The sequence below is a fragment of the Frankia sp. AvcI1 genome (assembly GCF_001420875.1).
Taxonomy (GTDB): Bacteria; Actinomycetota; Actinomycetes; order Frankiales; family Frankiaceae; genus Frankia; species Frankia alni.
In genome coordinates, this window is record NZ_LJFZ01000036.1 from 42,354 (window position 1) to 62,971 (window position 20,618).

Genomic DNA, 20,618 nt, shown 5'->3' on the forward strand with positions numbered 1-20,618 from the left:
AGCATGGGAATCCCACGACCGCCTCCGGTTTCCCGGCCGGATGGCGGCCAGATCGTGCCGAGGTTTAGGCACGGTTTTTCGCCCAAAAACCGTGCCTAGCCCTCGGCACGATTCTGTAGTCAGGGAACGTCGGAAAGTGCCCGGCTCTCGGCGGCAGGCGGCAGGCGGCAGGCGGCAGGCGGCAGGCNGGCGGCAGGCGGCAGGCGGCAGGCGGCAGGCGGCAGGCCAGTATCGGGGCCGCCCGGCTACCGCCCCGCGACGCTCTCCACGGCATGCAGCAGGTGCTCGGCATGGCGCAGGATCGGCGCGTCGACCATCCGGCCCTCGAAGGCGAACACGCCCACGCCCGCCTCGCCCGCCGCCGCCAGCACGCGCCGCGCCCAGGCCACCTCGTCCGCCGACGGCGCGAAGGCCGCCCGGACCACCGGGACCTGCTTCGGGTGGATGCAGGCCTTGAGACCGAAGCCGCTGGCCGCGGCGTCGCGCGCCTCGGCGGCCAGCCCGTCCAGATCGGCGATGTCCAGATAGACGGCGTCGATCGCCTGGCGCCCATGCGCACCGGCGGCGAGCAGGATGGCCGCGCGGGCGTGGCGGGCGACGTCGCGGTAGCGCCCGTCGTCGAAGCGGCTCGACCGGCCGCCCAGCCCGGCGACGAGGTCCTCCGCGCCCCACATCAGGCCGACGACGTTCGCCGCCGCGGCCAGCTCCGGCGCCGCGAGCACCCCGCGGGCCGTCTCGCACAGCGCGATGACCGCGAAGCCGGCGAGCCGCTCGACCTGCGCCGCCGACTCCGCCTTCGCCAGCATGACCAGGCGCACGCCCGTCCCGTCCAGGGCCGCGAGGTCCGCGGCGAAGTCCTGGGTGCCGGCCGGGCTGACCCGTACGACGGTGCGGGCCGGGTCGAGGGTTGGCAGGGCGGCCACCAACGCCTCCCGGGCCGCGGGCCGCGCCGGGGGCGCCACGCCGTCCTCCAGGTCGAGGATGACGAGGTCCGCGGAGTCCGCCGCCCGGGCGAAGCGCTCCGGACGGTCGGCGGGGCAGAACAGCAGCGTCGTGCCGGTGAGCCCCGCCGTACCCGCCGATCCAGCCGCACCCGCCGATCCAGCCGCACCCGCCGATCCAGCCGCACCCGCCGACTCAGCCGACATCCGACCGCACCCCGTCCCGCGTGGCCGCGCCCGCGTCCACGTCCGCGGGGCGCAGGAGCATCAGCGCCGAACGGGTCGCCGTGGCGACCACGACGCCGTCCTGGTTGCGCGCCGTGTGCTCGAACTCGACGACGCCCGTGTCCGGCCGGCTGCTCGACAGCCGCCGGCTGCGCACGACCGTCTCCGCGTAGAGGGTGTCGCCCACGAACACCGGCGCGGGGAAGCGCACCGCGCCGAAGCCGAGGTTCGCCACCGTCGTGCCCTGCGTCAGTTGTGCCACCGACAGCCCCACCAGGGTCGACAACGTGAACAGGCTGTTGACCAGCCGCTGCCCGAACGGCTGCGTCGCACTCCAGGCCTCGTCAAGGTGCAGGGCCTGCATGTTCATCGTCAGCGTCGTGAACAGGGTGTTGTCGGCCTCGCCCACCGTGCGGCCCGGCCGGTGCCGGTACACGACCCCCTCGGCCAGCTCGTCGTAGTAGAGCCCGCGCTGCTCGATGACGGGCCGGCCGTCCACGGGCTGGCCGTTCACGGGCTGACCGTTCACGGGCCGGCCGTCCACCGCGGCGGCCATCAGCGGGCACCCGTCGTGGCGGGCGGACGACCGACGTGCGGCCTGCCGGCACGGGAGACCGAAGCGCGCATGATCACTCTCCTCTGGTCCAGGGCGAGCGCACGCGGCTTCACCTCGTCGACGACGACGGCCGGGCGCTCTGCCCGCCGGACCGCCGCACCCTCCCCTCGGCCAGCTCGTCTGCTCGATGACGGGCCGGCCGTCCACGGGCTGGCCGTTCACGGGCTGACCGTTCACGGGCCGGCCGTCCACCGCGGCGGCCATCAGCGGGCACCCGTCGTGGCGGGCGGACGACCGACGTGCGGCCTGCCGGCACGGGAGACCGAAGCGCGCATGATCACTCTCCTCTGGTCCAGGGCGAGCGCACGCGGCTTCACCTCGTCGACGACGACGGCCGGGCGCTCTGCCCGCCGGACCGCCGCACCCTCCCGGCCGGCGTCCGCATTCCCCATGGAAGACGGACCGGGGCGAGCTGACCGAACGCCCGCTCACCTGCCCGTCAAGGCGAATCCTAGCCGCCTGGCCTGGTCAGCGGGGCGCCATGCGGATCGCGCCGTCGAGGCGGATCACCTCGCCGTTGAGCATCGGGTTCGCGACGATGTGCTCGACCAGGGCCGCGTACTCGTCCGGGTTGCCCAGCCGGCTCGGATGCGGGACCTGCCGCCCCAGCGACTCCCGGGCCTGCTCGGACAGCCCGCCCAGCATCGGCGTCTCGAACAGGCCCGGCGCGATGGTGACCACCCGGATCGCCTTGTCGGCGAGGTCCCGGGCGATGGGCAGCGTCATGGCGGCGACGCCGCCCTTGGACGCCGAGTAGGCGGCCTGCCCGATCTGCCCCTCGAACGCGGCCACGGAGGCGGTGTTGACGATCACGCCGCGGTCGCCGTCGACCGGCTCGACCGTGGCGATCCGCTCGGCGGCGAGCCGGATGACGTTGAACGTCCCGATGAGGTTGACGTGGATCACCTTCGCGAAGGCCTCCAGCGGGAACACGCCGCCCCGCCCCAGCACCCGGATCGCGTTGCCGGTGCCGGCGCAGTTGACCACGACCCGCAGCGGGCCGAAGGCGACGGCGGCGTCGAGGGCGGCGCCGACCTCCTCGGGCTGGGTGACGTCGGCGGCGACGAACCGGGCGTCGTCGCCGAGCTCCTTGGCGACGGCGTCCCCGGCGGAACTCGGCAGGTCGAGCAGCACCACCCTCGCCCCGGCCGCCAGCAGGCGCCGCGCCGTGGCGAGGCCGAGTCCGGACGCGCCGCCGGTCACCAGAGCGATGCTGCCTGAGATGTCCATGCCTCGTTCTCCTTCGCGGGTCGGGTCAGTTCGTGGGGTCGCGGTCAGAAGGCGGCGTAGCCGCCGTCGAGCAGGATGNTGTCGCCGGTGTGGAAGGCGGACGCGGGCGAGNCCAGGTAGACGGCGATGCCGGCGAAGTCCTCCGGGCGGCCCCAGCGGCGCACGGGCATGCGCGGCAGCACCCGCTCGGTGAACCGTTCGTCGTGCAGGCCCTGGTGGGTCATGGGCGAGTCCGTCCAGCCGGGCAGGATGGCGTTCGCCCGGATGTCGTGGCGGGCCAGCTCCACCGCGGCCGCCCGGATCATGGCGGTCAGCCCGGCCTTGCTGGCGCCGTAGGAGTAGGCGCGGGCCTGCCCCTGCAGGACCGCGAGGCTGGCCGTGGCGACGAGGCTTCCCCCGTTGCCGAAGCGCACCATCGCGCGGGCCGCCTCCCGCAGGGTCACGAACGCCCCGTCGAGGTCGACCCGCGTCACCTCGCGGAACTCGGCGAGCGAGGTCTCCAGCAGCGGGTGGAACTGGGACGCGACCCCGGCGTTGACGAAGCAGGAGTCGAGCCGGCCGAAGGTCGCGGCGACCTCGCCCATCGCCGCGACCACCTGGTCCTCGTCGCCGACGTCGCAGAGATGGCCGGTGGCCAGCCCGCCCGCCGCGGCGATGCGTTCGACGGCGGCGGCGTTCTTGGCCGGGTTGGTCCCCCAGACGCAGACGTGGGCGCCGGCCGCGGCGAGCCCGCCCGCGATGCCCAGCCCGATCCCGCCGTTGCCGCCGGTCACCACGCTGACGTGGCCGGTCAGGTCGAACGGGTTGCGCCCGGCGGGCGCGTCCGCCGCCACGGCGCCGCCCGACGGCCGCCGGCCCGACTCCCGCACGATGCTCATCGCCGAGCCCTCGCTCATCGCCGATCCCTCCTGCGCCGGAACCGCTTCCGGGCGCGGTGCCGACCCGACCGTAGGATCACCACGGTATTTTAGTCAACCATCGCGTCGGTCAAATAAACTCTTGACTGCGAGCCCCGCCATGGGGGACGGTCGGCTCAGTCCCGACGTGACCCGCGCCACGGCCCCACACCCCCCGCGAACCGCCTGCACCGGCGGGCGGCTTCCCCTGACCGCCGCGGGGCCCGCGGCCCGCGGACCAGCCACGTACCCTCGCCGCGCCCACGGGCCGCGGACAGTCCCGACGGAGGTCGAGATGGACGAAAGCGCCAAGGGCAGAACCCTGGTCGAGGACGACCTCACGGTCTCCCCCGACGTGCTCGCCGCACTGGCCCGGGCCGTCGGCAGCCCCGCAGGGACGGCGACGGCCACCCTCGTGCCCTACTTCGGCGCGTCGGTCGGCGGCGAGTCGACGGCGGTCGACGGCCTCGGCCTCGACCTGTCCCGCGCCCTGCTCGCCGGCATCGACTACGACTGGCGCCGGCCCTTCACCCCCGGTGAGCGGGTGCACGTGCGGGTCACCGTGGAGGACGTCTTCCGCAAGGGCGCCAACCAGTTCGGCCTGCTCGCCGCCGAGTTCACCGACGCGGCCGGCGACCTCGTGCAGCGCCAGACCGTCACCTTCATCGAGCGTGGGAGCAGCAAGTGACCCAGGACGACAGCGCGACACTCACCCCCGGCGAGAACGTGGCCCTCGGCGAGCGCACGCGCGGCCCCGTGACCCGCGTGCAGATCGCCCGCTACGCCGGCGCGGTGGGCGACTTCAACCCCGTCCACGTCGACGACGAGTTCGCCCGCGCCTCCGGGCTGCCGTCGGTGATCGCGCACGGCCCGCTCACCGTGACGCTGGCGCTGGACGCCGTGGTCGAGCAGCTCGGCCCCCAGGCCCTGCGGTCGGCGAAGGCCCGGCTGTCCGCGCCGGTCTTCCCCGGCGACGAGCTGACGGTGGTGCCCACCGCCGACGGCGTCGAGGTCCGCAAGGCCGACGGCACCGTAGCGGCGACGGTCCGCCTGGAAACGGGCCGGGTGGAGACGGGGACCCGCTGATGGGGCACGAGTACATCACCCTGGACGACGAGCCCCGCGGCGTGCGGGTGCTCACGCTGAACCGGCCGGACCGGATGAACTCCTGGAACGCGGCGATGCGCCAGGAGCTGCGCGACGCCGTCGAGGACACCGCCCTCGACCCGGGGGTACGCGTCCTGATCATCACCGGCGCGGGCGGGCGCGCGTTCTCCGCCGGCGAGGACGTCAGCGGCATGGGCGACCTCACCGCGCTCGGCACCCGCGGGTTCCGCGCGCACGCCCGGCGCATCCACGACGTCTTCGACACGATCGAGGCGATGGAGATCCCGGTGATCGCCGCCGTCGACGGGGTGGCCGCGGGCGGCGGCTTCGAGCTGGCGCTGTCCTGCGACTTCCGGGTGGCCGGCGACAAGGCCNGGTTCGTCATGCCGGAGGCGAAGGTCGGCCTCATCCCCGGGTCGGGCGGCTGTTCGCGGCTCGTCACGTACGTGGGGCGGGGCCGGGCCAAGGAACTGGTCATGCTCGGCGGCACCCTGCGTCCCGACGCCGCGTTGCAGCTCGGCCTGGTCACCGAGGTCGTCCCGGCCGGTACGGCGCTGGACGCCGCCCGGGCGATGGCCGACCGGCTCGCCGCGATGGCGCCGCTCGCCCTCGGCATGGCCAAGCTCGTGCTCAACACCTGCGCGGACGTCGACGGCGAGACCGGCCGCCGGCTGGAACGCCTCGGCCAGAGCGTGCTCAAGACCACCGAGGACCACCGCGAGGGCGCCGCCGCGTTCATCGAGAAGCGGACCGCGCAATGGCAGGGGCGTTAGGCCAGGCCGTCGACCAGCGGTTCTGGAACCGGGCGACGCAGACCGCCGATCGGGAACGGCTCGACGCGCTGCACCTCGCCCGGATCCGCCACCTGGTCGGCTGGGCCTACGACCACTCCCCGCTGCACCGGCGGATCTACGACGCGGCGGGGGTGAAGCCCGCCGACATCCGCACCTGGGACGACTACCATCACCGGCTGCCGTTCACCGACAAGCCCGACTACGTCCGCGACCAGGAGAGCTCGGAGTCGGGTTTCGGCGGCCTGGCGCTCGGCCCGGAACACTGGCAGCAGTACTTCCACACCACGGGCACCACCGGCCGGTTCCTGCACGAGGCGTTCAGCCAGTTCGAGATGCACAAGGNGGGCACCCAGCTCTGCTACGGCCTGTGGAGCCAGGGCGCCCGGCCGNGGGACTCGATCTACTTCTGCTTCGACTTCGGCATGTGGGTCGGGCTGTGGACGTACTACTGGGGGGCGCGCAACCTCGGCCTGACCATCGTCTCCGGCGGCGGGGCCACCGGGGAGCAGNGGGTCCGCCAGATCCTCGAACGCCGCCCCGCCATCGTCTGCGGCACCCCCACCTACCTGCTGCACCTGGCCGAGATCGCCGAGCGGGCGGGCCTGGACCTGCGCCGCGCCGGGGTGCGCATCCTCGCCGGCGGCGGCGAGGCGGGGCTGTCGGTGCCGCGCATCCGCGACCGGCTCGCCGAGGCCTGGGGCGCCGAGCGGATCCACGACGCCTACGGCATCGGGGAGGCGCTGTTCATCGGCCAGTCGTGCGACGTGTGGGCCGGCGGGGTGCACGCGATCGAGGACGTCTGCCACTCGTACTCGGTGGATCCCGCCTCGGGCGAGCCGGTCACCGACTCGGACGGGGTCGGCGAGCACGTCATCACCAGCTACACCCATCTCGTGCAGCCGTTCATCAAGTACCGCACGCACGACCTCGTGCGCATCGACGACCGTCCCGACCACGGCTGCGGGTGGACGTGGAAGCACTTCCCCGGCGTCGTGCTCGGCCGGTCCGACTTCATGGTCACGATCCGCGGAGTCAACGTGTACCCGACCGCGGTGGAGAACCTGATCAGCGAGGTCCCCGGCCTGACGCACCACTACGAGCTGCACCTGTCCCGCCGCGACGGCATGGATCGGATGCTCGTCCGGGCCGAGGCCGCGGCGGGGGTCGGCGCGCTGGCCGACCTGGCCGCGCGGCTGTCCGCGCACCTGCGCGACCACCTCGGCGTCCGGCTGGAGACCGAGATCGTCCATGCCGGGACGCTGCCGCGCTACGAGCTGAAGACCAAACGGATCTTCGACGCCCGCGAGCCGGGCGCACGAGCCACCACCACCCGAGAGAGGCGCTGAACCATGGCCGGCGCGGTGCAGGGAACGCGGACCCGCCCGGATCTCGATCGACTCCCGCCACCGGGACCGGGCGCCGAGCCGAGGCCGGAGCAGGGCGAGGCGGCACTGGGCACCGAGGCGGCACTGGGCACCGAGGCGGCACTGGGCACCGAGGCGGGACTGGGTGCCGACGTCGAGCGGCAGCGCGCCCGCCTGCTCGCGGTGCATGCCCTGCTGGCCCGAGAGCGGGAAGGCGCCCTGTCACCGGCGATCGAGCGGGCGCTGGAGACGGCCCAGATGTACCTGTTTCTCGCGCTGGGCTACGTCGGCCACACCGACGAGCTGTTCCCCGACGAGCTCCACGACCCCAGCCAGCTCCACGACCCCGACGAACTCGACGAACCCGACGGGATCCGGGCCGCCCAGGCTGCCTCCCCGTCGACCGATCCGACCGAAGCCGAGGGAATCGAACCGTGACATCCGCCGACCACAGCGATGGCGTGCACGACGCCCCCGGCCTGCAGGGCGAACCCGACCTGGACGATGCCCCCCGCCTGCACGACGGCCCCCGCGAGCACGACGACCCCCGCGAGCACGACGACCCCGGCCTGCACGACGACCTCGGCGTGTACGTGCTACCCGGGCGGGCGAGCGACCCCGCCCGTGCCCTGCGGGAGGCGCGCGACGCCGAGCGGGCCGGCTTTGGCGCGGTCTACGTCAGCGAGCGGCTCGACCTCAAGGAGGCCGGGGTGGTCTGCGGGGCGCTCGCCGCGACGACCGACCGCTGCCGCGTCGGGACCGCCGTGATCCACCAGGGCACCCGTCATCCGCTCACCATCGCCGCGCTGGCAGCGACCGCGCACACGATGAGCGGCGGCCGGTTCGTCCTCGGGCTGGGCCGGGGACTGGGGGCGCTGGCGCCGTCGCTCGGCGTGGCGCCACCGACGCTGCGCGGTCTGGAGCACCTGGTGGGCGTGCTGCGGCGGCTGTGGGCGGGCGAGGCGATCCGGGAGGAGGGCGCGTCGGGGTCGTTCCGCGGGATGCGCTTCTCCGACCTGCCCCCGGACGGCGCGCCGCCGGTCGTCCTCGGCACCATCGGGCCGCGCGGGCTCGACCTCGCCGGTCGGGCGTTCGACGGGGTCATCCTGCACCCGTTCCTCACCGTCGACGCGGTGGCCGCCTCGGTGGCGGCGGTGCGCGGCGCTGCGGAGCGGGCCGGGCGCGATCCCGCCTCGGTCCGCGTCATCACCACCCTCGTCGCCGCGCCCGACCTGCCGCCCGACCGGGCGGACCTGGCCGTGCGCGCACGGGCGGTCAGCTACTTCCAGGTCCGCGGCCTCGGGGAACTGCTGGTCGAACGCAACGGCTGGGACCCGGCGGTGCTCGAGCGGCTACGGGCCCATCCCACCCTGACCGGCCGCGGCATCGCGGACACCGCCGTCACCCGCGACCGGCTGGTGGAATCCGCCGAGCTGATCCCCGCGCAGTGGTTCGACACCGGCGCGGCGATCGGGTCCAGCGCCGCGTGTGCGCGGCGGGCGGCGGACTACCGCGCCGCGGGCGCCGACGAGGTGCTGGTGCACGGCGCCTCCCCCGCCGAGGCCGGCGCCATGGCCGCCGCCTGGGGTGCCCTGCGCTCTCGTCCGAGCGCCGCACCCGCCTTCGCCACCGCGGGCGGCGCGGGCGCCGGCTGACCAGCCCCCCCCCGCAAGGAACCACCCGGCCCGCCACCTGCAACCACTCCCGCCACCGGCAACCACTCCCACCACCGGCAACCAGGCCCCGACGAGCACGGACAGGAGTCGCCGTCATGCAACGCACGCTCTTCGAGGCCGAACACGAGGAGTTCCGCGAACTCGTGCGGACCTTCGTCACGAAGGAATGCCAGCCGCACCACGAGGAGTGGGAACGGGCCGGCGTCGTCGACCGCAGCGCCTGGCGCCGGGCCGGCGAGATGGGCCTGCTCGGGCTCACCGTGCCCGAGCAGTACGGCGGCGCCGGGCTGAGCGACCCCCGCTTCGACGTGATCGTCACCGAGGAGCTGGCGTTCGGCGGCATCACCGGGCTCGGGCTGTCGCTGCACAACGAGCTGCTCGCCCCCTACCTGGTCGGCCTCACCACCGACGAGCAGAAGGCGCGCTGGCTGCCCGGCTACTGCTCCGGCGAGACCGTCACCGCCATCGCGATGAGCGAGCCCGGTGCCGGCAGCGACCTGCGCGGCATCCGCACGACCGCCCTGCGCGACGGCGACCACTTCGTCGTCAACGGCGCCAAGACGTTCATCAGCAACGGCCTGCTCGCCGACCTCGTGGTCGTGGCGGTCAAGACGGACCCGGGCGCCGGGCGGGGCTCGCTCAGNCTGCTCGCGGTGGAGCGCGCCACCCCCGGCTTCGAGCGGGGACGCAAGCTCGACAAGGTCGGCCTGCGCGCGCAGGACACCGCCGAGCTGTTCTTCAACGACGCCCGGGTGCCGGCGGCCAACCTGCTCGGCGAGGAGCACCGCGGGCTGCACTACCTGATGCGCAACCTGGCGGCCGAACGGCTGTCCATCGCCGTCGGCAGCGTCGCCAGTGCCCGCCGCGCCCAGGAGCTGACCAGGCAGTACGTCCGCAGCCGCACGGCGTTCGGCACCACGATCGGCAGCTTCCAGAACACCCGGTTCGTCCTGGCGGCCCTGCACGCCCGCACACTCGCCGTCCAGGCGCTCGTGGACGGCTGCGTCCAGGCCAGGATCGCCGGCACCCTCACCCCCGAGGACGCGGCCGCGGCCAAGCTGCTCGCCACCGAGCTGGANTTCGACGCGGTCGACGCCGGCGTCCAGCTCCACGGCGGCTACGGCTGGATGGAGGAGTACCCCATCGCCCGGATGTACCGCGACGTCCGCATCACTCGAATCTTCGGCGGCAGCAGCGAGATCATGAAGGAGGTCGTCGGCCGNGCCCTGCGCCTCGACGACCCCACCGCCCCCTGAACAACCCACCAACCCGGCTCGGCCTGCCCCGCTCGTCCCNCTCGCCCGGCCCGCCCGGCGTGCTCGGCCTGCCCGACTCGCCCGGCTTGCTGGGCCCGCTCGGCCTGCCCCGCTCGCCCGGCCCGGACCACCCTGGACCCTGCTGTCCCTCGTGGCCGCAGAAACGCTTGGCTTCGAGGCCGTCCCACCCTGTCACCACCCCGGCCCTGGGGCGCGTTTCCACGCCCGAAGGCATGGTGTGCGGGAGGAGGCCGGGTTGGCTGGCGCCTGCCAGGTCTGGTTGCGTCGGCAACTGCAGGAGGTGGGTGACCCCGTGCGGCAGCTGGGACGCACACAACCTCCAGCATCTGCTGACCACGATCTGGTCGGGGCCACCGCGGGCCGCCCTCCGTATCCGTAGGTGATCGGTGGGGTACGGGAAGGCGTCAACCCGGACCCCAAACTGGTGATCAGCATCTTCGGTGGAGTCGTGCCGCNCATCACCCCCTGGCACCGAACCACCAGACCAGCACACAGCCGGCACACCGCACGGCGACGGGCCCAGCCGCCTGTCCGGAGGCTTCCGTGTCCGATTTATCCCTCTGGATAAGCAGGGGTCGATTTCATTCGACTCATGAGTTGACAATAATGGTGGACCTTCCTACGATGAGGTCATGGCAGATGCGATGGTGGGCGAGCGTCGGGTGTACCGGGAGAACGACGCCGACATCCCGAGCGAGTTCTCCGACCTGCTGGTGCGCATGCTCGTGCACCACCTGGAGAACTCGACGAACCGGTACTACACCGAGCTGCTGAACCACCTGTGGGAACGCTGCATGACGCTCGCTCCCGAGGAGCGGCTGAAGACGACGTTTGCGAAACTCATGCAGCAGGAGGTGGAGCACGGCGTCATCACGGCGCGAATCCTGGCGGGCCTGGGCGTCGGGGTGGTCGAACAGCCGATCAAGCAGTACCTCTTCCACCTGCCCATCGACACGTTCTGCGACATGGCGTACTTCAACGCCCTGGGCGACCGGGTGGGCTGCTACATCGGGGAGACGTGGGAGGACGTGCCCTACGAGCCCCTGCTGAACGTGGCCGAGCGCCTGCACAAGGACGAGGTTTTCCACGCGACGTTCGGGATGTCGAACCTGCGCCGCGTGTGCGCCGACCCGGCCGGGCTGGCCGAGGCCAACGAGAAGATAAAGATCTGGTGGCCGGCCGCGCTGGACATGTTCGGCCGGTCGGACTCGNAGTTCAGCGACGCGTACGTTCGCTGGGGCCTGCGCAAGCTCAACAATGAGCAGCTCCGCCAGCAGTACATCGCCGACACCCGTCCGCTGCTGGAGGAACTCGGCATCACCGTTCCCGCGGACACGGCGAACCGCCGTTTCCTCTGATGGCGCGGGCACGAGTGATGGCGCGGGCACGAGGCAGGCGGGCATGAGGCAGGCGGGGGCATGAGGCAGGACGGGGCACCGTCCCCCGCCGATCCCGCACCGGGTCCCGCAACGCCGCGCACCCGGACGGTCGACGTCCACCGCTACGGCCCCGACGCCGTCGTCCTCGACGTCCACCTCGGGCAGTACCGCGAGGTCTTCTTCGTCCTCACCGGCGACAAGAGCGTGACCATCACGATGCTCGACGGCAGCGACCCGACCCATCACGAGGCCCAGGTCTTCGTCTTCGCCAAGCCGTGGCAGTGGTCGCTCGACGCCCCCGACGACGAGGTCCTGCTCCGGGTGTGGCAGTCCGTCGGCGTCCAGCGCTGACCCACCCGTGAACCACCGTCAGCGTCGCATCAGCGCGAAGACCCCCCAGCCGAGGTATTCGCGCTGGTACCTGACCTGGNGGGCCGGCTCGGTGGCGAGTTCGGCCCGCAGCTCGGCGGNCAGCTCGTCGCCAGGATTGCGGTCAAGCCAGCGGCGGATTTGAGCCACTGCGCCGCCCTGTACCGGTCCCAACCGTCCTGATAAGCAGCTCGACCGTGCCGACCACACCGTCGCCGATCCAGGTGGCACCGAGGCACGAGGCGAGATCGACCAGGTCGTCGGTGACGTGACCGCAGGCATCGCCGTGCACGAAGGCCACCTGCTCGGCGCCGCCCAGCTCGTCGGCGCGCGCACGCGCCTGAGCGGTGAACACCGTGCTGATGTCCACCCCGGTCCCGGTGATCTGGTGGTCGCGCGCCCAGGTGCACAGCATCTCGCCCGACCCGCTCGCGAGGTCGAGCACCCGAGTTCCCGGCGCCAGAACCAGCGCCCGTCCCAGCGCGGCCAGCTTGTCGCTGCCGAACGGATTGTGGATGCGGTGGGTGCTCTCGCGGATGGTGAAACTACGCGGAAGATCCACTTCTGGGATTCCTGACGTCCGAGGAGGTCGTGGCGGTTACGGCGGTTACGGAAAGCGGCCGGGCGGAACTGGCCGTAACTGCCTGGACCGTCATCACCTGCACCTCACAGGACGTGTGGGCGTCGGACCCGGGTGAAGGTACGACGCCCGTGGCCATGGCGTCCACCGGTTTTGCCCGGCCTTCTGCTGGGCCCCGGCTCCGGCTCCGGCTCCGGGACAATGTGTTCCGNGGAACCGTCCCGCGCGTCGGGGTGGATTCCCGGGCCGTGGCGATCGCCGCCCCGGGACCTGCGGCCGGCCGCGTCCCAGCGGCTTGGCGTACTTCGCCGCCGCGTACTGGCAGGTCTTCATCCCGGAGTCGGCGTCGGGCAGGTCGAATCGGCGTCGCCGTTCCCGCGGACACGGCGAACCCCCGTTTCCTCCGAGGCCTGCACTACGTCGACTTCCTCGGCCGGACGGTGGCGTGGTGAACGCCGATCCCGACCAGCGGGCCTGGGCCCTCATGCAGCGGTTCGTCGAGGCCCAGAACCGCCGGGGCGAGCTCGCCGAGGCGCTCGGCTTCCGCCTCGGCGGCGGCCGGGGAAAAATCCTCCTGCAGCTTCGCGACGGACCGGCGACCCTCGGCCAACTCGCGCGGTCCAACGGCGTCGACGCCCCCTACGCCACCCTGATCGTCGACAAGTTGGCAGCGCACGGCCTGGTCGAACGCCGCCCGCACCCCGATGACCGGCGCCGCAAGCTGGTCGCGCTCACCGCCGCCGGGCACGACGCCATCGCGACCGCCGACGCCATCCTGCTGCGCCCGCCCCCGGCGATCAGCAACCTCCCGGCCGCCGACCTCGGGCAGCTCACCCGGCTCCTCGCGCGTCTGCTCGAGGCAGACGCGACCGAACCCGAAGCGCCGACGTCGTCCGCGCCCGCGGCACCGACTCCCGGATCGGGTGGGCGGCGCGCCGGGGCGCCGGCCGGCGGGGGCGGGGCCGGCCGGAAGCCCGGGAGGTAGGCGGGGTCAGCTCGCCGGGGCCAGCAGGTTGACCGGCTTGTCGTTGAGGCCGTCGCGGACGCTCGTCCACTTGCCGCCGGAGTACTGGTCGACGCCGATCTGGTGGCCGCAGACGGCGACGAACGGCGCCTGGCCGCACTTGAGCGGGCCGACCTGGAGCATCGCCGGGCCGGCGAAGNCGCGCAGTGCCCGGTCGACGACGTCGAACGACGTGGCCTTGTCCACGCCGAGCTGATTGACGATCTTGGCTGCGGTCATCACGGTGCCGAACGTCGGTCCACTGAAACCGCGCAGCTCGACGGGGGCGCTTCCCAGCGGCTTGGCGTACTTCGCGGCCGCGTACTGGTAGGTCTTCATCCCGGAGTCGACGTCGGGCAGGTCGAAGTTGTAGCCGTAGTTGGCGTAGTACCAGCCGTCGGGGACGGCGCCGGGGGCACCCACGGTCTTGAGGTGGGCGCGCACGGGCACGTCGGCGCACTGGTCGGTCGTGATCACCTTGGGCTTGATGCCGAGCGAGCGGATCGCGTCGTACATGCTGATGCAGCTGCTCGGGGGGAACNCCGTGATCAGCGCGTCGGCGCTGCCCGCGCCGCTGGCCTGCAACNCCGTCGTCAGGTCCGGGGTGGTGGCCTGCAGGCTGATGAACACCGGCCGGAACTTCACCTTGGCGGCGTCCAGGATCGGCTTCACGAGCTGCTGGGCGGCCGCGCGACCGGCGGGGGTGTCCGGGACGATGCCGGCCACCGTGTGGGCCTTGAGCTCCTCCACGGCGAAGCGCGCCATGCCCATCAGCACCCCGGGCGAGCCGGCGGTGTAGGCGACGCCGCGGGTCGTCACGAAGTCCTCGCTGGCCAGGGCGTTGCCGATGAGGATCGCCTTGCGGCCGCCCACGGCGTCGTAGAACTCCTTGTTGCCAACGCTCAGGCCGCCCACGATCACCAGGGACAGCGACGCGTCGTTGGCCATCTGGGCGCCGCAGCGGGCGGCGTCCTCCGGCACGTTGACCGAGCAGGAGACCAGCTCGATCGGCCGGCCGCCGACGCCGCCGAGCTCGGCGTCGACGTAGGCCACCGNGGCCCGCGCGCCCTGCGTGGCGGACGGCAGGAAGGTGTCCTGGCTGACGAATCCGATCTTGTACGGCGTGCCCTTCGCCGGGCCGGCGGAGCCACCGGTGTAGCGCAGCGCCCAGGCGTTGTTGTCGCTGTTGGCGACGGGCGCGGAGCTCACCTCCCCGGTGCCGGCACCGCCGGCGGGCTTCGCGGCGCCCCCGGACGAACCCGACGACGAACACGCCGCGGCTAAGAGCAGGGAACTGAGCGCCAGCGCCCCCGCCACAGAACGACCTCTCACCGGTACCGCCTCCCACCTGCGCCGGCCCCCGTGGCCGACGGGTGGGAGCACCGTACGACCCCACAATAATTTAGTCCACCAGTCGTTCGAATTAATCGGCGGACCGGCCGGCGGGCCCGACTCGCAACCTGACCGCAACCCCACCACAGCCCGGGCGTCGGCCCGTTCGATCGACGGAGGGCCGCCGAACGGCACCCGACGACCGCGGGACGAATTTATTCGACCGACGGGTTGACTGTAATCTGGGTCTCACCTATGGTCCGTGCAGGTAGTTGCGCACCGTCCCGACCGGGGGCGATCCCGGTCCCGCGTGAGGGGTACATCGTGGATCTCATCGACGAACTCGACCTCAAGGTCATCGACTGCGACACCCACGTCGTCGAGCACTACGACCTCTGGACGTCCCGGGTGCCGTCGAAGTACGGCGACCGCGTTCCCCACGTCGAACGCGACGCGAACGGCATCGAATGGTGGATCGCCGGCGGCAAGGTGCTCAGCCCGGCCGCCGGTCTCGCCATCGCCGGCTGGAAGGAGCCGCCCCCGAAGTTCCCCGCGCAGCTCGACATGGTCGACCCGCGCATCTGGCAGCCCGAGGGCCGCCTGGAGATCATGGACGAGTACGGCATCCACGCCGAGGTCCTCTACCCGAACGTCGCCGGCTTCGGCNCCGGGCGCTACACCGACTTCGGTGACATGGAGCTGGCGCTGTTGCTGTTACAGGCGTACAACGACTGGCTGGCGGACTTCCGCCGGGTCTCGGACCGCTACGTCCCGGTGATGGCGGTGNCGTTCTGGGACATCGACCTGTCGATCGCGGAGATGAAGCGCTGCGCGGAGCTCGGGCACAAGGGCCTGGTGTTCTCCCAGGCGCCCGAGGACTTCGGCTCCCCCATGCTCACCGACCCNCACTGGGACCGGCTGTGGGCCGCGGCCCAGGAGATGGGCCTGTCGATCAACTTCCACATCGGCAGCGGCGACACCACGATGCCGCAGCTGCTGCACCCGTCGGCCGGCGTCCACGCCAACTACGCCACCTTCCCGATGACGTTCTTCCTCGGCAACGCCCGCACGGTGGGCAGCCTCATCGGCGCGGGCGTGTGCCACCGCTTCCCCGACCTGAAGTTCGTCTCGGTGGAAAGCGGCGTCGGCTGGGTGCCGTTCACCCTGCAGGCGCTGGACTGGATGTGGACGGAGTGCGGCGTCGCCAAGGAGCACCCCGAGNACGACCTGCTGCCCAGCGAGTACTTCCGCCGCCAGATCTACGCCTGCTTCTGGTTCGAGCACGGCCCCACGCTGCGCGCGGCGATCGACTACGTCGGNGCCGACAACATCCTGTACGAGACCGACTTCCCGCACCCGACGAGCATGTCGCCGGGGCCGGTGAGCTCGGCGCTGCCGCCCCGGCAGTTCATCAACGACAAGCTCGGCGACCTCCCGCACGACGTGCTGCGCAAGATCCTCCAGGACAACGCCATGAAGCTCTACGACCTGGCCTGAGTCACCCGACCCGGCCCGGCCACTGCCGCCGGCCACCGGCACCGAAAGGGCCCGGGCACCGCACGGTGCCCGGGCCTTCCGTCGATCCCCTGGCCCGCCAGCACGGCGCGGTTCCGCGGAATCTGGTGTCGGGGTGGCGTTTGAGGAACACCTTGATCAACGATGCGGGGTACCGGGCGTGGGTCGGAGGCCCGCAGCGGCGGAGGGTTCCGCGGAACACCAAGATCATCGGCGCTGGCGTCAGTGCCAGGGCGGGCGGAACGGTTCCGCGCGCAGGTCNGCACCGGTGCGCGGGCCGGTGCGGTGCGTTCTGCACGGCCTGACAGCGCGGACCGTGCGCGGCGCACCGCACCTCACTCGGCTAGCTCGACGGCCGGGGCCGCGCGGGCGTCGTCACCTGGACGACCCGGTCCAGGGTGCGGACCACGAGGGCGAGGGCGGACTCGGGGTCGCCCACCGTGGCCGCGGTCGCGGTGGTGGTCGCGTCGCCGTCGCGGCGACGCTGAAGGGGATCGCGCCGGGACTCGGCGAGCAGATCGGCCTCGACCTCGACGAGGTCGACGGTGGGCGGATCGCCGTCGAGCAGGCCCCGGTCCCAGACGACCGTGACGATGCTGCCGTTGCGCACCCCCCGCACCTCGAACGACTCCGTGTCGGGCCCCACCCCGGGGCGCCTCCCACCGTCGGTCATCGCTGGTCTCCGTCCGTCCGTGCTTCGTCCGTCGGTGGCGGTCCGCCCCGCCGCGGTGGGGCGGGGTGGCGGTCGGGGGGTAGCAGGCGGCGGTCGAGTTCGGTGCCCAGGTCGGCGAAGAGGCGTTCCAGCAGGGCGCGCTCGGCGGGCGCGGTGACGGCCTCGGCGGCCCGCCACACCAGGCAGGCCATCTTCACCGAACCGAGGACCTCCCACCACCGCAGGGCCGCGAGGTCGGGCGCCCAGCCGGCGGCGGCGCCGTAGAGCTCCGGCCAGCGCGCCAGGTCCACCAGGCCGCCGACCCGGTCGGTGCCGACCCGCCAGCAGACGAGCTGCGCCCAGGCGAGGTCCTCCAGCGGGTCCCCGAGGTGGGCCATCTCCCAGTCCAGCACCGTGCGCAGCCCGCTGGGGCCGCCGTCGCCGTGCCCGTGCAGGATGTTGCCGGTCCGGTAGTCGCCGTGGAGCAGGGTGACCCGCGCGGGCGGGGGTGGCGGGTTCGCGGCGAGCCAGCCCAGCGCACGGTCCAGCACGGCGGTGTGCGCCTGGGGGGTCGCGCGCAGCTCGCCGCTCCACCGGGCCAGCTCCGCGCCGGCGACCCGCGCCGGGTCCGGGCGCACACCGCCGAGGACGTCCGCCGGCACGTCGGCGGCGTGGATCGCCGCCAGCGTCGCGGCGAACCAGACGGCGAGTTCCGCGCGGTGCTCCACGTACCAGGGGTCGCGGTGCAGCGGGCCGATCGCGGCCGTGCCACTGCAGCGCTGCATCACCAGGTACGGACGACCGAGCTCGCCACCGGGCCCCCCGGCGGCGCCGTCGCCGCTGGCCACCGCGTCGGGCACCGGCAGGCCCGCGGTGTGCAGGGTGTGCAGCAGGGCGGCCTCCGCGGGCCGACCGAGGGTCTGCCCGCCCGCGCCGACGACGCCGGCGGCCGAGTCGGCGCACAGGATCAGCGGATGCACGGCGCCGTCGCGGGTCACCGCGTCGAACGACCACATCTCGCGGGAGTAGCCGCCCTTGAGCGGGTGCAGGTCGAGAATGTCGACCTCGGCGAGAGCGGGATCGGCCTCGCCGAGAGCGGGGTCGGCCTCGCCGAGGGCGCAGTGGTGTCCCGCGGCCAGCAGCGCGCGCAGCACGCCGGCGTCGACCCCGTGGGTGACGGCGGTCATCAGGAGATCACACCGGCGATCTTGAGGTTGATGAGCTCCTCCTCGGAGCGGCCGAGCGCCAGGACGACCTCGTCGGTGTGCTCCCCGAGGGTCGGCGCCGGGGTCAGCGTGGGCAGGTCGCCGTCGACCCGGGCGGGCACCGGGACCAGCGGCAGGCGCGCGCCACTCGGGTAGTCGACCTGCTGGACGTAGCCGTTCGCCAGCGCCTGCGGGTCGGTCAGGGTGTCGCCGGGGACGGCGACCGGCGCCCACTGGCCCTCCTGGCTGTCGAGGGCCTTGACCAGCTCGTCGTAGGTGATGGCGGTGAAGATGGCGTCGAGGGCCGCGACGCACGCCTCGGCGTGCTCGGTGCGCAGGGCCAGGGTGGTGAACCGCTCGTCGGCGGCCAGCTCCGGGTGACCGATCGCCGCGCACAGGCCGGACCAGTAGCGGTCGGCCTGTAACATCCCGAGCACGAAGAAGTGCCCGTCGGCCGTCCGGTACAGGTTCGTCAGCGGGTTCGGCGGGCGCCGCCGGTCGAGCTGGACGATGTTGTCCGCGCCGATCGCCGCGGCGCCGGCGATGGTGGCCTGCATCGCCCACAGCCCGGCGCCGAACAGGGACACGTCCACCACGCTGCCCTGGCCGGTCTTCTCCCGCTGGTACAGCGCCCCCGCGATGCCGCCGGCCAGGAACATCCCGCTCTGGATGTCGCCGAAGGCGGGGCCGGGCAGCAGGATCGGGAAGTCGTAGCCCGGCGGAACCGAGGCGGTGCTGGCGCCCGACCGGCTCCAGTAGGAGATGCCGTCGAACCCGCCCTTGTCCGCGTCGGGACCGTCGGGCCCCTGGCCGGTGCCGCGGCCGTAGATGATGCGCGGGTTACGCGCCCGGACCTGGTCGACGTCGATGCCGAGTCGCTCCCGGGCCGACGGCATGAAGCTGGTGATGAACACGTCCGCCTCGTCGATGAGGCACATCAGCAGTTCCAGGCCGTCGGGGGTGGCGATGTCGATGCCGACGCCCCGCTTGCCGCGGTTGAACACCTCCCACAGCGTCGTGACGCCGCCGTCGCCGGGGCCGAAGCCGTAGGACGACAGCGCCCGGACCGGGTCGCCGGTCTCGGGATGCTCGATCTTGATGACGTCCGCGCCCCAGTCGGCGAGCGCGGCGCCGGCCGACGGCACGAAGCCGAACAGCGCCACTTCCACGACCTTGATGCCCTCGAGGATCCTGCCCATCGCCTGCCTCCACACCCCGGGACGGGCGGATCCCCGCGGACCCGCCCGCCGCCCTGATCGCCGTCGCGGCTGTGATCGCCGTCGCGGCGTTGTTGTCCGGACCTGACCTGCGCGTCCAGACCTGACCTGCGCGTCCGGAGCTGCTCGACGCGGTCAGATCCGCTCGATGATGGTCGCGGTGCCCATGCCCCCGCCGGTGCACATCGTGACGAGCGCGGTCGACAGGTCGCGGCGCTCCAGCTCGTCGAGGGCGGTCTGCAGGAGCATGCCGCCGGTCGCGCCGATCGGGTGGCCGAGCGCGATCGCTCCGCCGTTGACGTTGACCTTCTCGGGATCGAGGTCGAGATCGCGGATGGTCTTCAGNGGGACCGCGGCGAACGCCTCGTTGATCTCCCACAGGTCGATGTCGTCCACCGTCATCCCGGCCCGCTCCAGGCAGCGGCGCGAGGCCGGGCCGGGCGCGGTCAGCATGATGACCGGCTCCGCGCCGACGACCGCGCTCATCACCACCCGGGCCCGCGGGCGCAGGCCGTGCGCGCGGGCGAACTCGGGCGAGGCGAGCGCGAGCACAGCCGCGCCGTCGACGATGCCCGACGAGTTGCCGGCGTGGTGGACGTAGTCGACCTCCTTGACGTCCGGGTAGACGTCGCGGACCATCTCGCCGAAGGCCCGGTCGTAGCCGTAGTCGGTGAACACGGCGCGCCCCAGGGCCGCGAACGACGGCGCCAGCTTCGCCAGCGTCTGCGCGGTGGTGCCCGGCCGGGGATGCTCGTCGTGGTCGAGGGCGACGGAGCCGTCGGCGTTGACGATGGGCACCACGCTGCGGGCGAAGTGGCCCTGCTCGATCGCGGCGGCGGCCCGCTGCTGGCTGCGGGCGGCGAACGCGTCGACGTCGTCGCGGGTGAACCCCTCGATGGTCGCGATCAGGTCGGCGGACACCCCCTGGGGGACCTGCGGGAACCTGGCCCGCACCGCCGGGTTGCCGGCCGAGAAGTCCATCGGCCCCTCCTCGGCGGGCCAGCGCGACATCATGTCCACGCCCCCGGCGAGCACGAGCCCCTGGTGCCCGGACGCCACGCCCATCGCCGCGAAGGTGACGGCCTGCTGACCGGACCCGCACCAGCGGTTCAGCGTCACGCCCGCCACCGTCTGCGGCCAGCCGGCGGCCAGCACCGCCATCCGGGCGATGTCGCCGCCGTGGTCGCCGACGGCGTTGCCGTTGCCCATCACCACGTCGTCGACGAGCTCCGGGTCGACN

General features: G+C 73.0%; 17 protein-coding genes and 16 pseudogenes. 19 read left to right on the forward strand and 14 right to left on the reverse strand.

Annotation, left to right across the window (positions count from 1 at the left end; genetic code table 11):
• Nucleotides 1–245: 245 nt before the first annotated feature.
• The 4 genes and pseudogenes from UK94_RS27405 to UK94_RS27420 all read right to left on the reverse strand — a co-directional run.
• Nucleotides 246–1,148, reverse strand: coding sequence for a CoA ester lyase (locus tag UK94_RS27405; RefSeq protein ID WP_235490188.1), 903 nt, complete (start codon nt 1,146–1,148; stop codon nt 246–248).
• Complete coding sequence (locus tag UK94_RS27410) at nt 1,138–1,722, reverse strand: MaoC family dehydratase (protein ID WP_055752104.1); 585 nt, start codon at nt 1,720–1,722, stop codon at nt 1,138–1,140. The genes UK94_RS27405 and UK94_RS27410 overlap by 11 nt, the downstream gene beginning before the upstream one ends.
• A gap of 528 nt (nt 1,723–2,250) precedes the next feature.
• Nucleotides 2,251–3,012, reverse strand: a complete 762-nt coding sequence (locus tag UK94_RS27415; protein ID WP_011604263.1) for a 3-hydroxyacyl-CoA dehydrogenase — start codon at nt 3,010–3,012, stop codon at nt 2,251–2,253.
• Between the two features lie 112 nt (nt 3,013–3,124).
• Nucleotides 3,125–3,908: pseudogene (locus UK94_RS27420) on the reverse strand (SDR family oxidoreductase); the annotation flags it as partial.
• A 295-nt stretch (nt 3,909–4,203) separates the two neighbouring features.
• Between UK94_RS27420 and UK94_RS27425 the strand changes: the two are divergent.
• From UK94_RS27425 to UK94_RS27465, 13 genes and pseudogenes are all read left to right on the forward strand, one after another.
• Nucleotides 4,204–4,596, forward strand: coding sequence for a MaoC family dehydratase N-terminal domain-containing protein (locus tag UK94_RS27425; protein WP_011604260.1), 393 nt, complete (start codon nt 4,204–4,206; stop codon nt 4,594–4,596).
• Nucleotides 4,593–4,994 carry a MaoC/PaaZ C-terminal domain-containing protein gene (locus tag UK94_RS27430; RefSeq protein WP_011604259.1) on the forward strand — a complete coding sequence of 134 codons (402 nt, stop codon included), beginning with the start codon at nt 4,593–4,595 and terminating at the stop codon, nt 4,992–4,994. The genes UK94_RS27425 and UK94_RS27430 overlap by 4 nt, the downstream gene beginning before the upstream one ends.
• Nucleotides 4,994–5,389: enoyl-CoA hydratase/isomerase family protein (locus UK94_RS67320; RefSeq protein WP_235490190.1), on the forward strand; the 396-nt coding region annotated here is incomplete at its 3' end. The genes UK94_RS27430 and UK94_RS67320, both read left to right, overlap by 1 nt.
• Before the next feature lies 1 nt (nt 5,390).
• Nucleotides 5,391–5,788: pseudogene (locus tag UK94_RS67325) on the forward strand (enoyl-CoA hydratase-related protein); the annotation flags it as partial.
• A 1,034-nt stretch (nt 5,789–6,822) separates the two neighbouring features.
• Complete coding sequence (locus UK94_RS67330; protein WP_235490212.1) at nt 6,823–7,155, forward strand: hypothetical protein; 333 nt, start codon at nt 6,823–6,825, stop codon at nt 7,153–7,155.
• 3 nt (nt 7,156–7,158) lie between these two features.
• On the forward strand, nt 7,159–7,611 hold the full coding sequence (locus UK94_RS27445) for a hypothetical protein (RefSeq protein WP_055752107.1): 453 nt from the start codon (nt 7,159–7,161) through the stop codon (nt 7,609–7,611).
• Nucleotides 7,608–8,828, forward strand: coding sequence for a TIGR03857 family LLM class F420-dependent oxidoreductase (locus UK94_RS27450; RefSeq protein ID WP_095213036.1), 1,221 nt, complete (start codon nt 7,608–7,610; stop codon nt 8,826–8,828). Before UK94_RS27445 ends, UK94_RS27450 begins: the two co-directional genes overlap by 4 nt.
• 116 nt (nt 8,829–8,944) lie before the next feature.
• Nucleotides 8,945–9,492, forward strand: a 548-nt coding sequence (locus UK94_RS67335; protein WP_235490192.1) for an acyl-CoA dehydrogenase family protein, incomplete at its 3' end; no start/stop codon positions are given.
• A 1-nt stretch (nt 9,493) separates the two neighbouring features.
• Nucleotides 9,494–9,927, forward strand: a pseudogene (locus UK94_RS67340) (acyl-CoA dehydrogenase family protein); the annotation flags it as partial.
• A gap of 1 nt (nt 9,928) precedes the next feature.
• Nucleotides 9,929–10,071 (forward strand): annotated as a pseudogene (locus tag UK94_RS67345) (acyl-CoA dehydrogenase family protein); the annotation flags it as partial.
• Nucleotides 10,072–10,758: 687 nt separating this feature from the next.
• A partial coding sequence (locus tag UK94_RS27460) for a Phenylacetic acid catabolic protein (RefSeq protein ID WP_235490195.1) occupies nt 10,759–11,337 on the forward strand: 579 nt, incomplete at its 3' end.
• 1 nt (nt 11,338) lies between these two features.
• Nucleotides 11,339–11,484: pseudogene (locus tag UK94_RS67350) on the forward strand (phenylacetic acid degradation protein); the annotation flags it as partial.
• A gap of 60 nt (nt 11,485–11,544) precedes the next feature.
• A complete protein-coding gene (locus UK94_RS27465; protein ID WP_011604251.1) occupies nt 11,545–11,856 on the forward strand; it encodes a hypothetical protein in 312 nt (103 codons plus the stop codon).
• Between the two features lie 142 nt (nt 11,857–11,998).
• Here UK94_RS27465 and UK94_RS27470 read toward each other — a convergent pair whose 3' ends face one another.
• Entirely contained in the window at nt 11,999–12,436 is a 438-nt protein-coding gene (locus UK94_RS27470; protein ID WP_235490196.1) for a methyltransferase domain-containing protein, read from the reverse strand.
• A gap of 466 nt (nt 12,437–12,902) precedes the next feature.
• Between UK94_RS27470 and UK94_RS27475 the strand changes: the two genes are divergently transcribed.
• Nucleotides 12,903–13,439 (forward strand): MarR family transcriptional regulator, encoded by a 537-nt coding sequence (locus tag UK94_RS27475; protein WP_235490198.1) that lies wholly within the window; start codon nt 12,903–12,905, stop codon nt 13,437–13,439.
• A gap of 179 nt (nt 13,440–13,618) precedes the next feature.
• Here the strand turns inward: UK94_RS27475 and UK94_RS67355 are convergent.
• From UK94_RS67355 to UK94_RS76575, 4 pseudogenes are all read right to left on the reverse strand, one after another.
• Nucleotides 13,619–13,998 (reverse strand): annotated as a pseudogene (locus UK94_RS67355) (hypothetical protein); the annotation flags it as partial.
• 1 nt (nt 13,999) lies between these two features.
• Nucleotides 14,000–14,043: pseudogene (locus tag UK94_RS67360) on the reverse strand (hypothetical protein); the annotation flags it as partial.
• A 1-nt stretch (nt 14,044) separates the two neighbouring features.
• Nucleotides 14,045–14,512 (reverse strand): annotated as a pseudogene (locus UK94_RS67365) (ABC transporter substrate-binding protein); the annotation flags it as partial.
• A gap of 1 nt (nt 14,513) precedes the next feature.
• A pseudogene (locus tag UK94_RS76575) lies at nt 14,514–14,984 on the reverse strand (hypothetical protein); the annotation flags it as partial.
• 129 nt (nt 14,985–15,113) lie between these two features.
• Here UK94_RS76575 and UK94_RS67370 point away from each other — a divergent pair.
• From UK94_RS67370 to UK94_RS67390, 5 pseudogenes are all read left to right on the forward strand, one after another.
• A pseudogene (locus UK94_RS67370) lies at nt 15,114–15,455 on the forward strand (amidohydrolase); the annotation flags it as partial.
• 1 nt (nt 15,456) lies between these two features.
• Nucleotides 15,457–15,575, forward strand: a pseudogene (locus UK94_RS67375) (amidohydrolase); the annotation flags it as partial.
• Nucleotides 15,576–15,830: 255 nt separating this feature from the next.
• Nucleotides 15,831–16,010, forward strand: a pseudogene (locus tag UK94_RS67380) (amidohydrolase); the annotation flags it as partial.
• Between the two features lies 1 nt (nt 16,011).
• Nucleotides 16,012–16,108 (forward strand): annotated as a pseudogene (locus UK94_RS67385) (hypothetical protein); the annotation flags it as partial.
• A gap of 1 nt (nt 16,109) precedes the next feature.
• A pseudogene (locus UK94_RS67390) lies at nt 16,110–16,286 on the forward strand (amidohydrolase family protein); the annotation flags it as partial.
• A gap of 361 nt (nt 16,287–16,647) precedes the next feature.
• On the opposite strand, the gene UK94_RS27490 reads toward UK94_RS67390, so the two are convergent.
• The 5 genes and pseudogenes from UK94_RS27490 to UK94_RS27505 all read right to left on the reverse strand — a co-directional run.
• A complete protein-coding gene (locus UK94_RS27490; protein WP_050997114.1) occupies nt 16,648–16,977 on the reverse strand; it encodes a hypothetical protein in 330 nt (109 codons plus the stop codon).
• Nucleotides 16,974–18,143: a phosphotransferase family protein gene (locus UK94_RS27495; protein ID WP_055752112.1), complete on the reverse strand. Its 1,170-nt coding sequence runs from the start codon at nt 18,141–18,143 to the stop codon at nt 16,974–16,976. The genes UK94_RS27490 and UK94_RS27495 overlap by 4 nt, the downstream gene beginning before the upstream one ends.
• Nucleotides 18,143–19,360 (reverse strand): CoA transferase, encoded by a 1,218-nt coding sequence (locus tag UK94_RS27500; protein WP_041939282.1) that lies wholly within the window; start codon nt 19,358–19,360, stop codon nt 18,143–18,145. The genes UK94_RS27495 and UK94_RS27500 overlap by 1 nt, the downstream gene beginning before the upstream one ends.
• A 153-nt stretch (nt 19,361–19,513) precedes the next feature.
• Nucleotides 19,514–19,723: pseudogene (locus tag UK94_RS67395) on the reverse strand (acetyl-CoA C-acyltransferase); the annotation flags it as partial.
• Nucleotide 19,724: 1 nt separating this feature from the next.
• Nucleotides 19,725–20,617 (reverse strand): annotated as a pseudogene (locus tag UK94_RS27505) (acetyl-CoA C-acyltransferase); the annotation flags it as partial.
• Nucleotide 20,618 lies beyond the last annotated feature (1 nt).

Excerpts from the sequence above, each read along its gene's own strand:
- UK94_RS27405 (WP_235490188.1), bottom strand. The coding sequence starts at position 1,148 with ATGTCGGCTGAGTCGGCGGGTGCGGCTGGATCGGCGGGTGCGGCTGGA.
- UK94_RS27410 (WP_055752104.1), bottom strand. The coding sequence starts at position 1,722 with ATGGCCGCCGCGGTGGACGGCCGGCCCGTGAACGGTCAGCCCGTGAAC.
- UK94_RS27415 (WP_011604263.1), bottom strand. The coding sequence starts at position 3,012 with ATGGACATCTCAGGCAGCATCGCTCTGGTGACCGGCGGCGCGTCCGGA.
- UK94_RS27425 (WP_011604260.1), top strand. The coding sequence starts at position 4,204 with ATGGACGAAAGCGCCAAGGGCAGAACCCTGGTCGAGGACGACCTCACG.
- UK94_RS67330 (WP_235490212.1), top strand. The coding sequence starts at position 6,823 with ATGGTCACGATCCGCGGAGTCAACGTGTACCCGACCGCGGTGGAGAAC.
- UK94_RS27445 (WP_055752107.1), top strand. The coding sequence starts at position 7,159 with ATGGCCGGCGCGGTGCAGGGAACGCGGACCCGCCCGGATCTCGATCGA.
- UK94_RS27465 (WP_011604251.1), top strand. The coding sequence starts at position 11,545 with ATGAGGCAGGACGGGGCACCGTCCCCCGCCGATCCCGCACCGGGTCCC.
- UK94_RS27490 (WP_050997114.1), bottom strand. The coding sequence starts at position 16,977 with ATGACCGACGGTGGGAGGCGCCCCGGGGTGGGGCCCGACACGGAGTCG.
- UK94_RS27495 (WP_055752112.1), bottom strand. The coding sequence starts at position 18,143 with ATGACCGCCGTCACCCACGGGGTCGACGCCGGCGTGCTGCGCGCGCTG.
- UK94_RS27500 (WP_041939282.1), bottom strand. The coding sequence starts at position 19,360 with ATGGGCAGGATCCTCGAGGGCATCAAGGTCGTGGAAGTGGCGCTGTTC.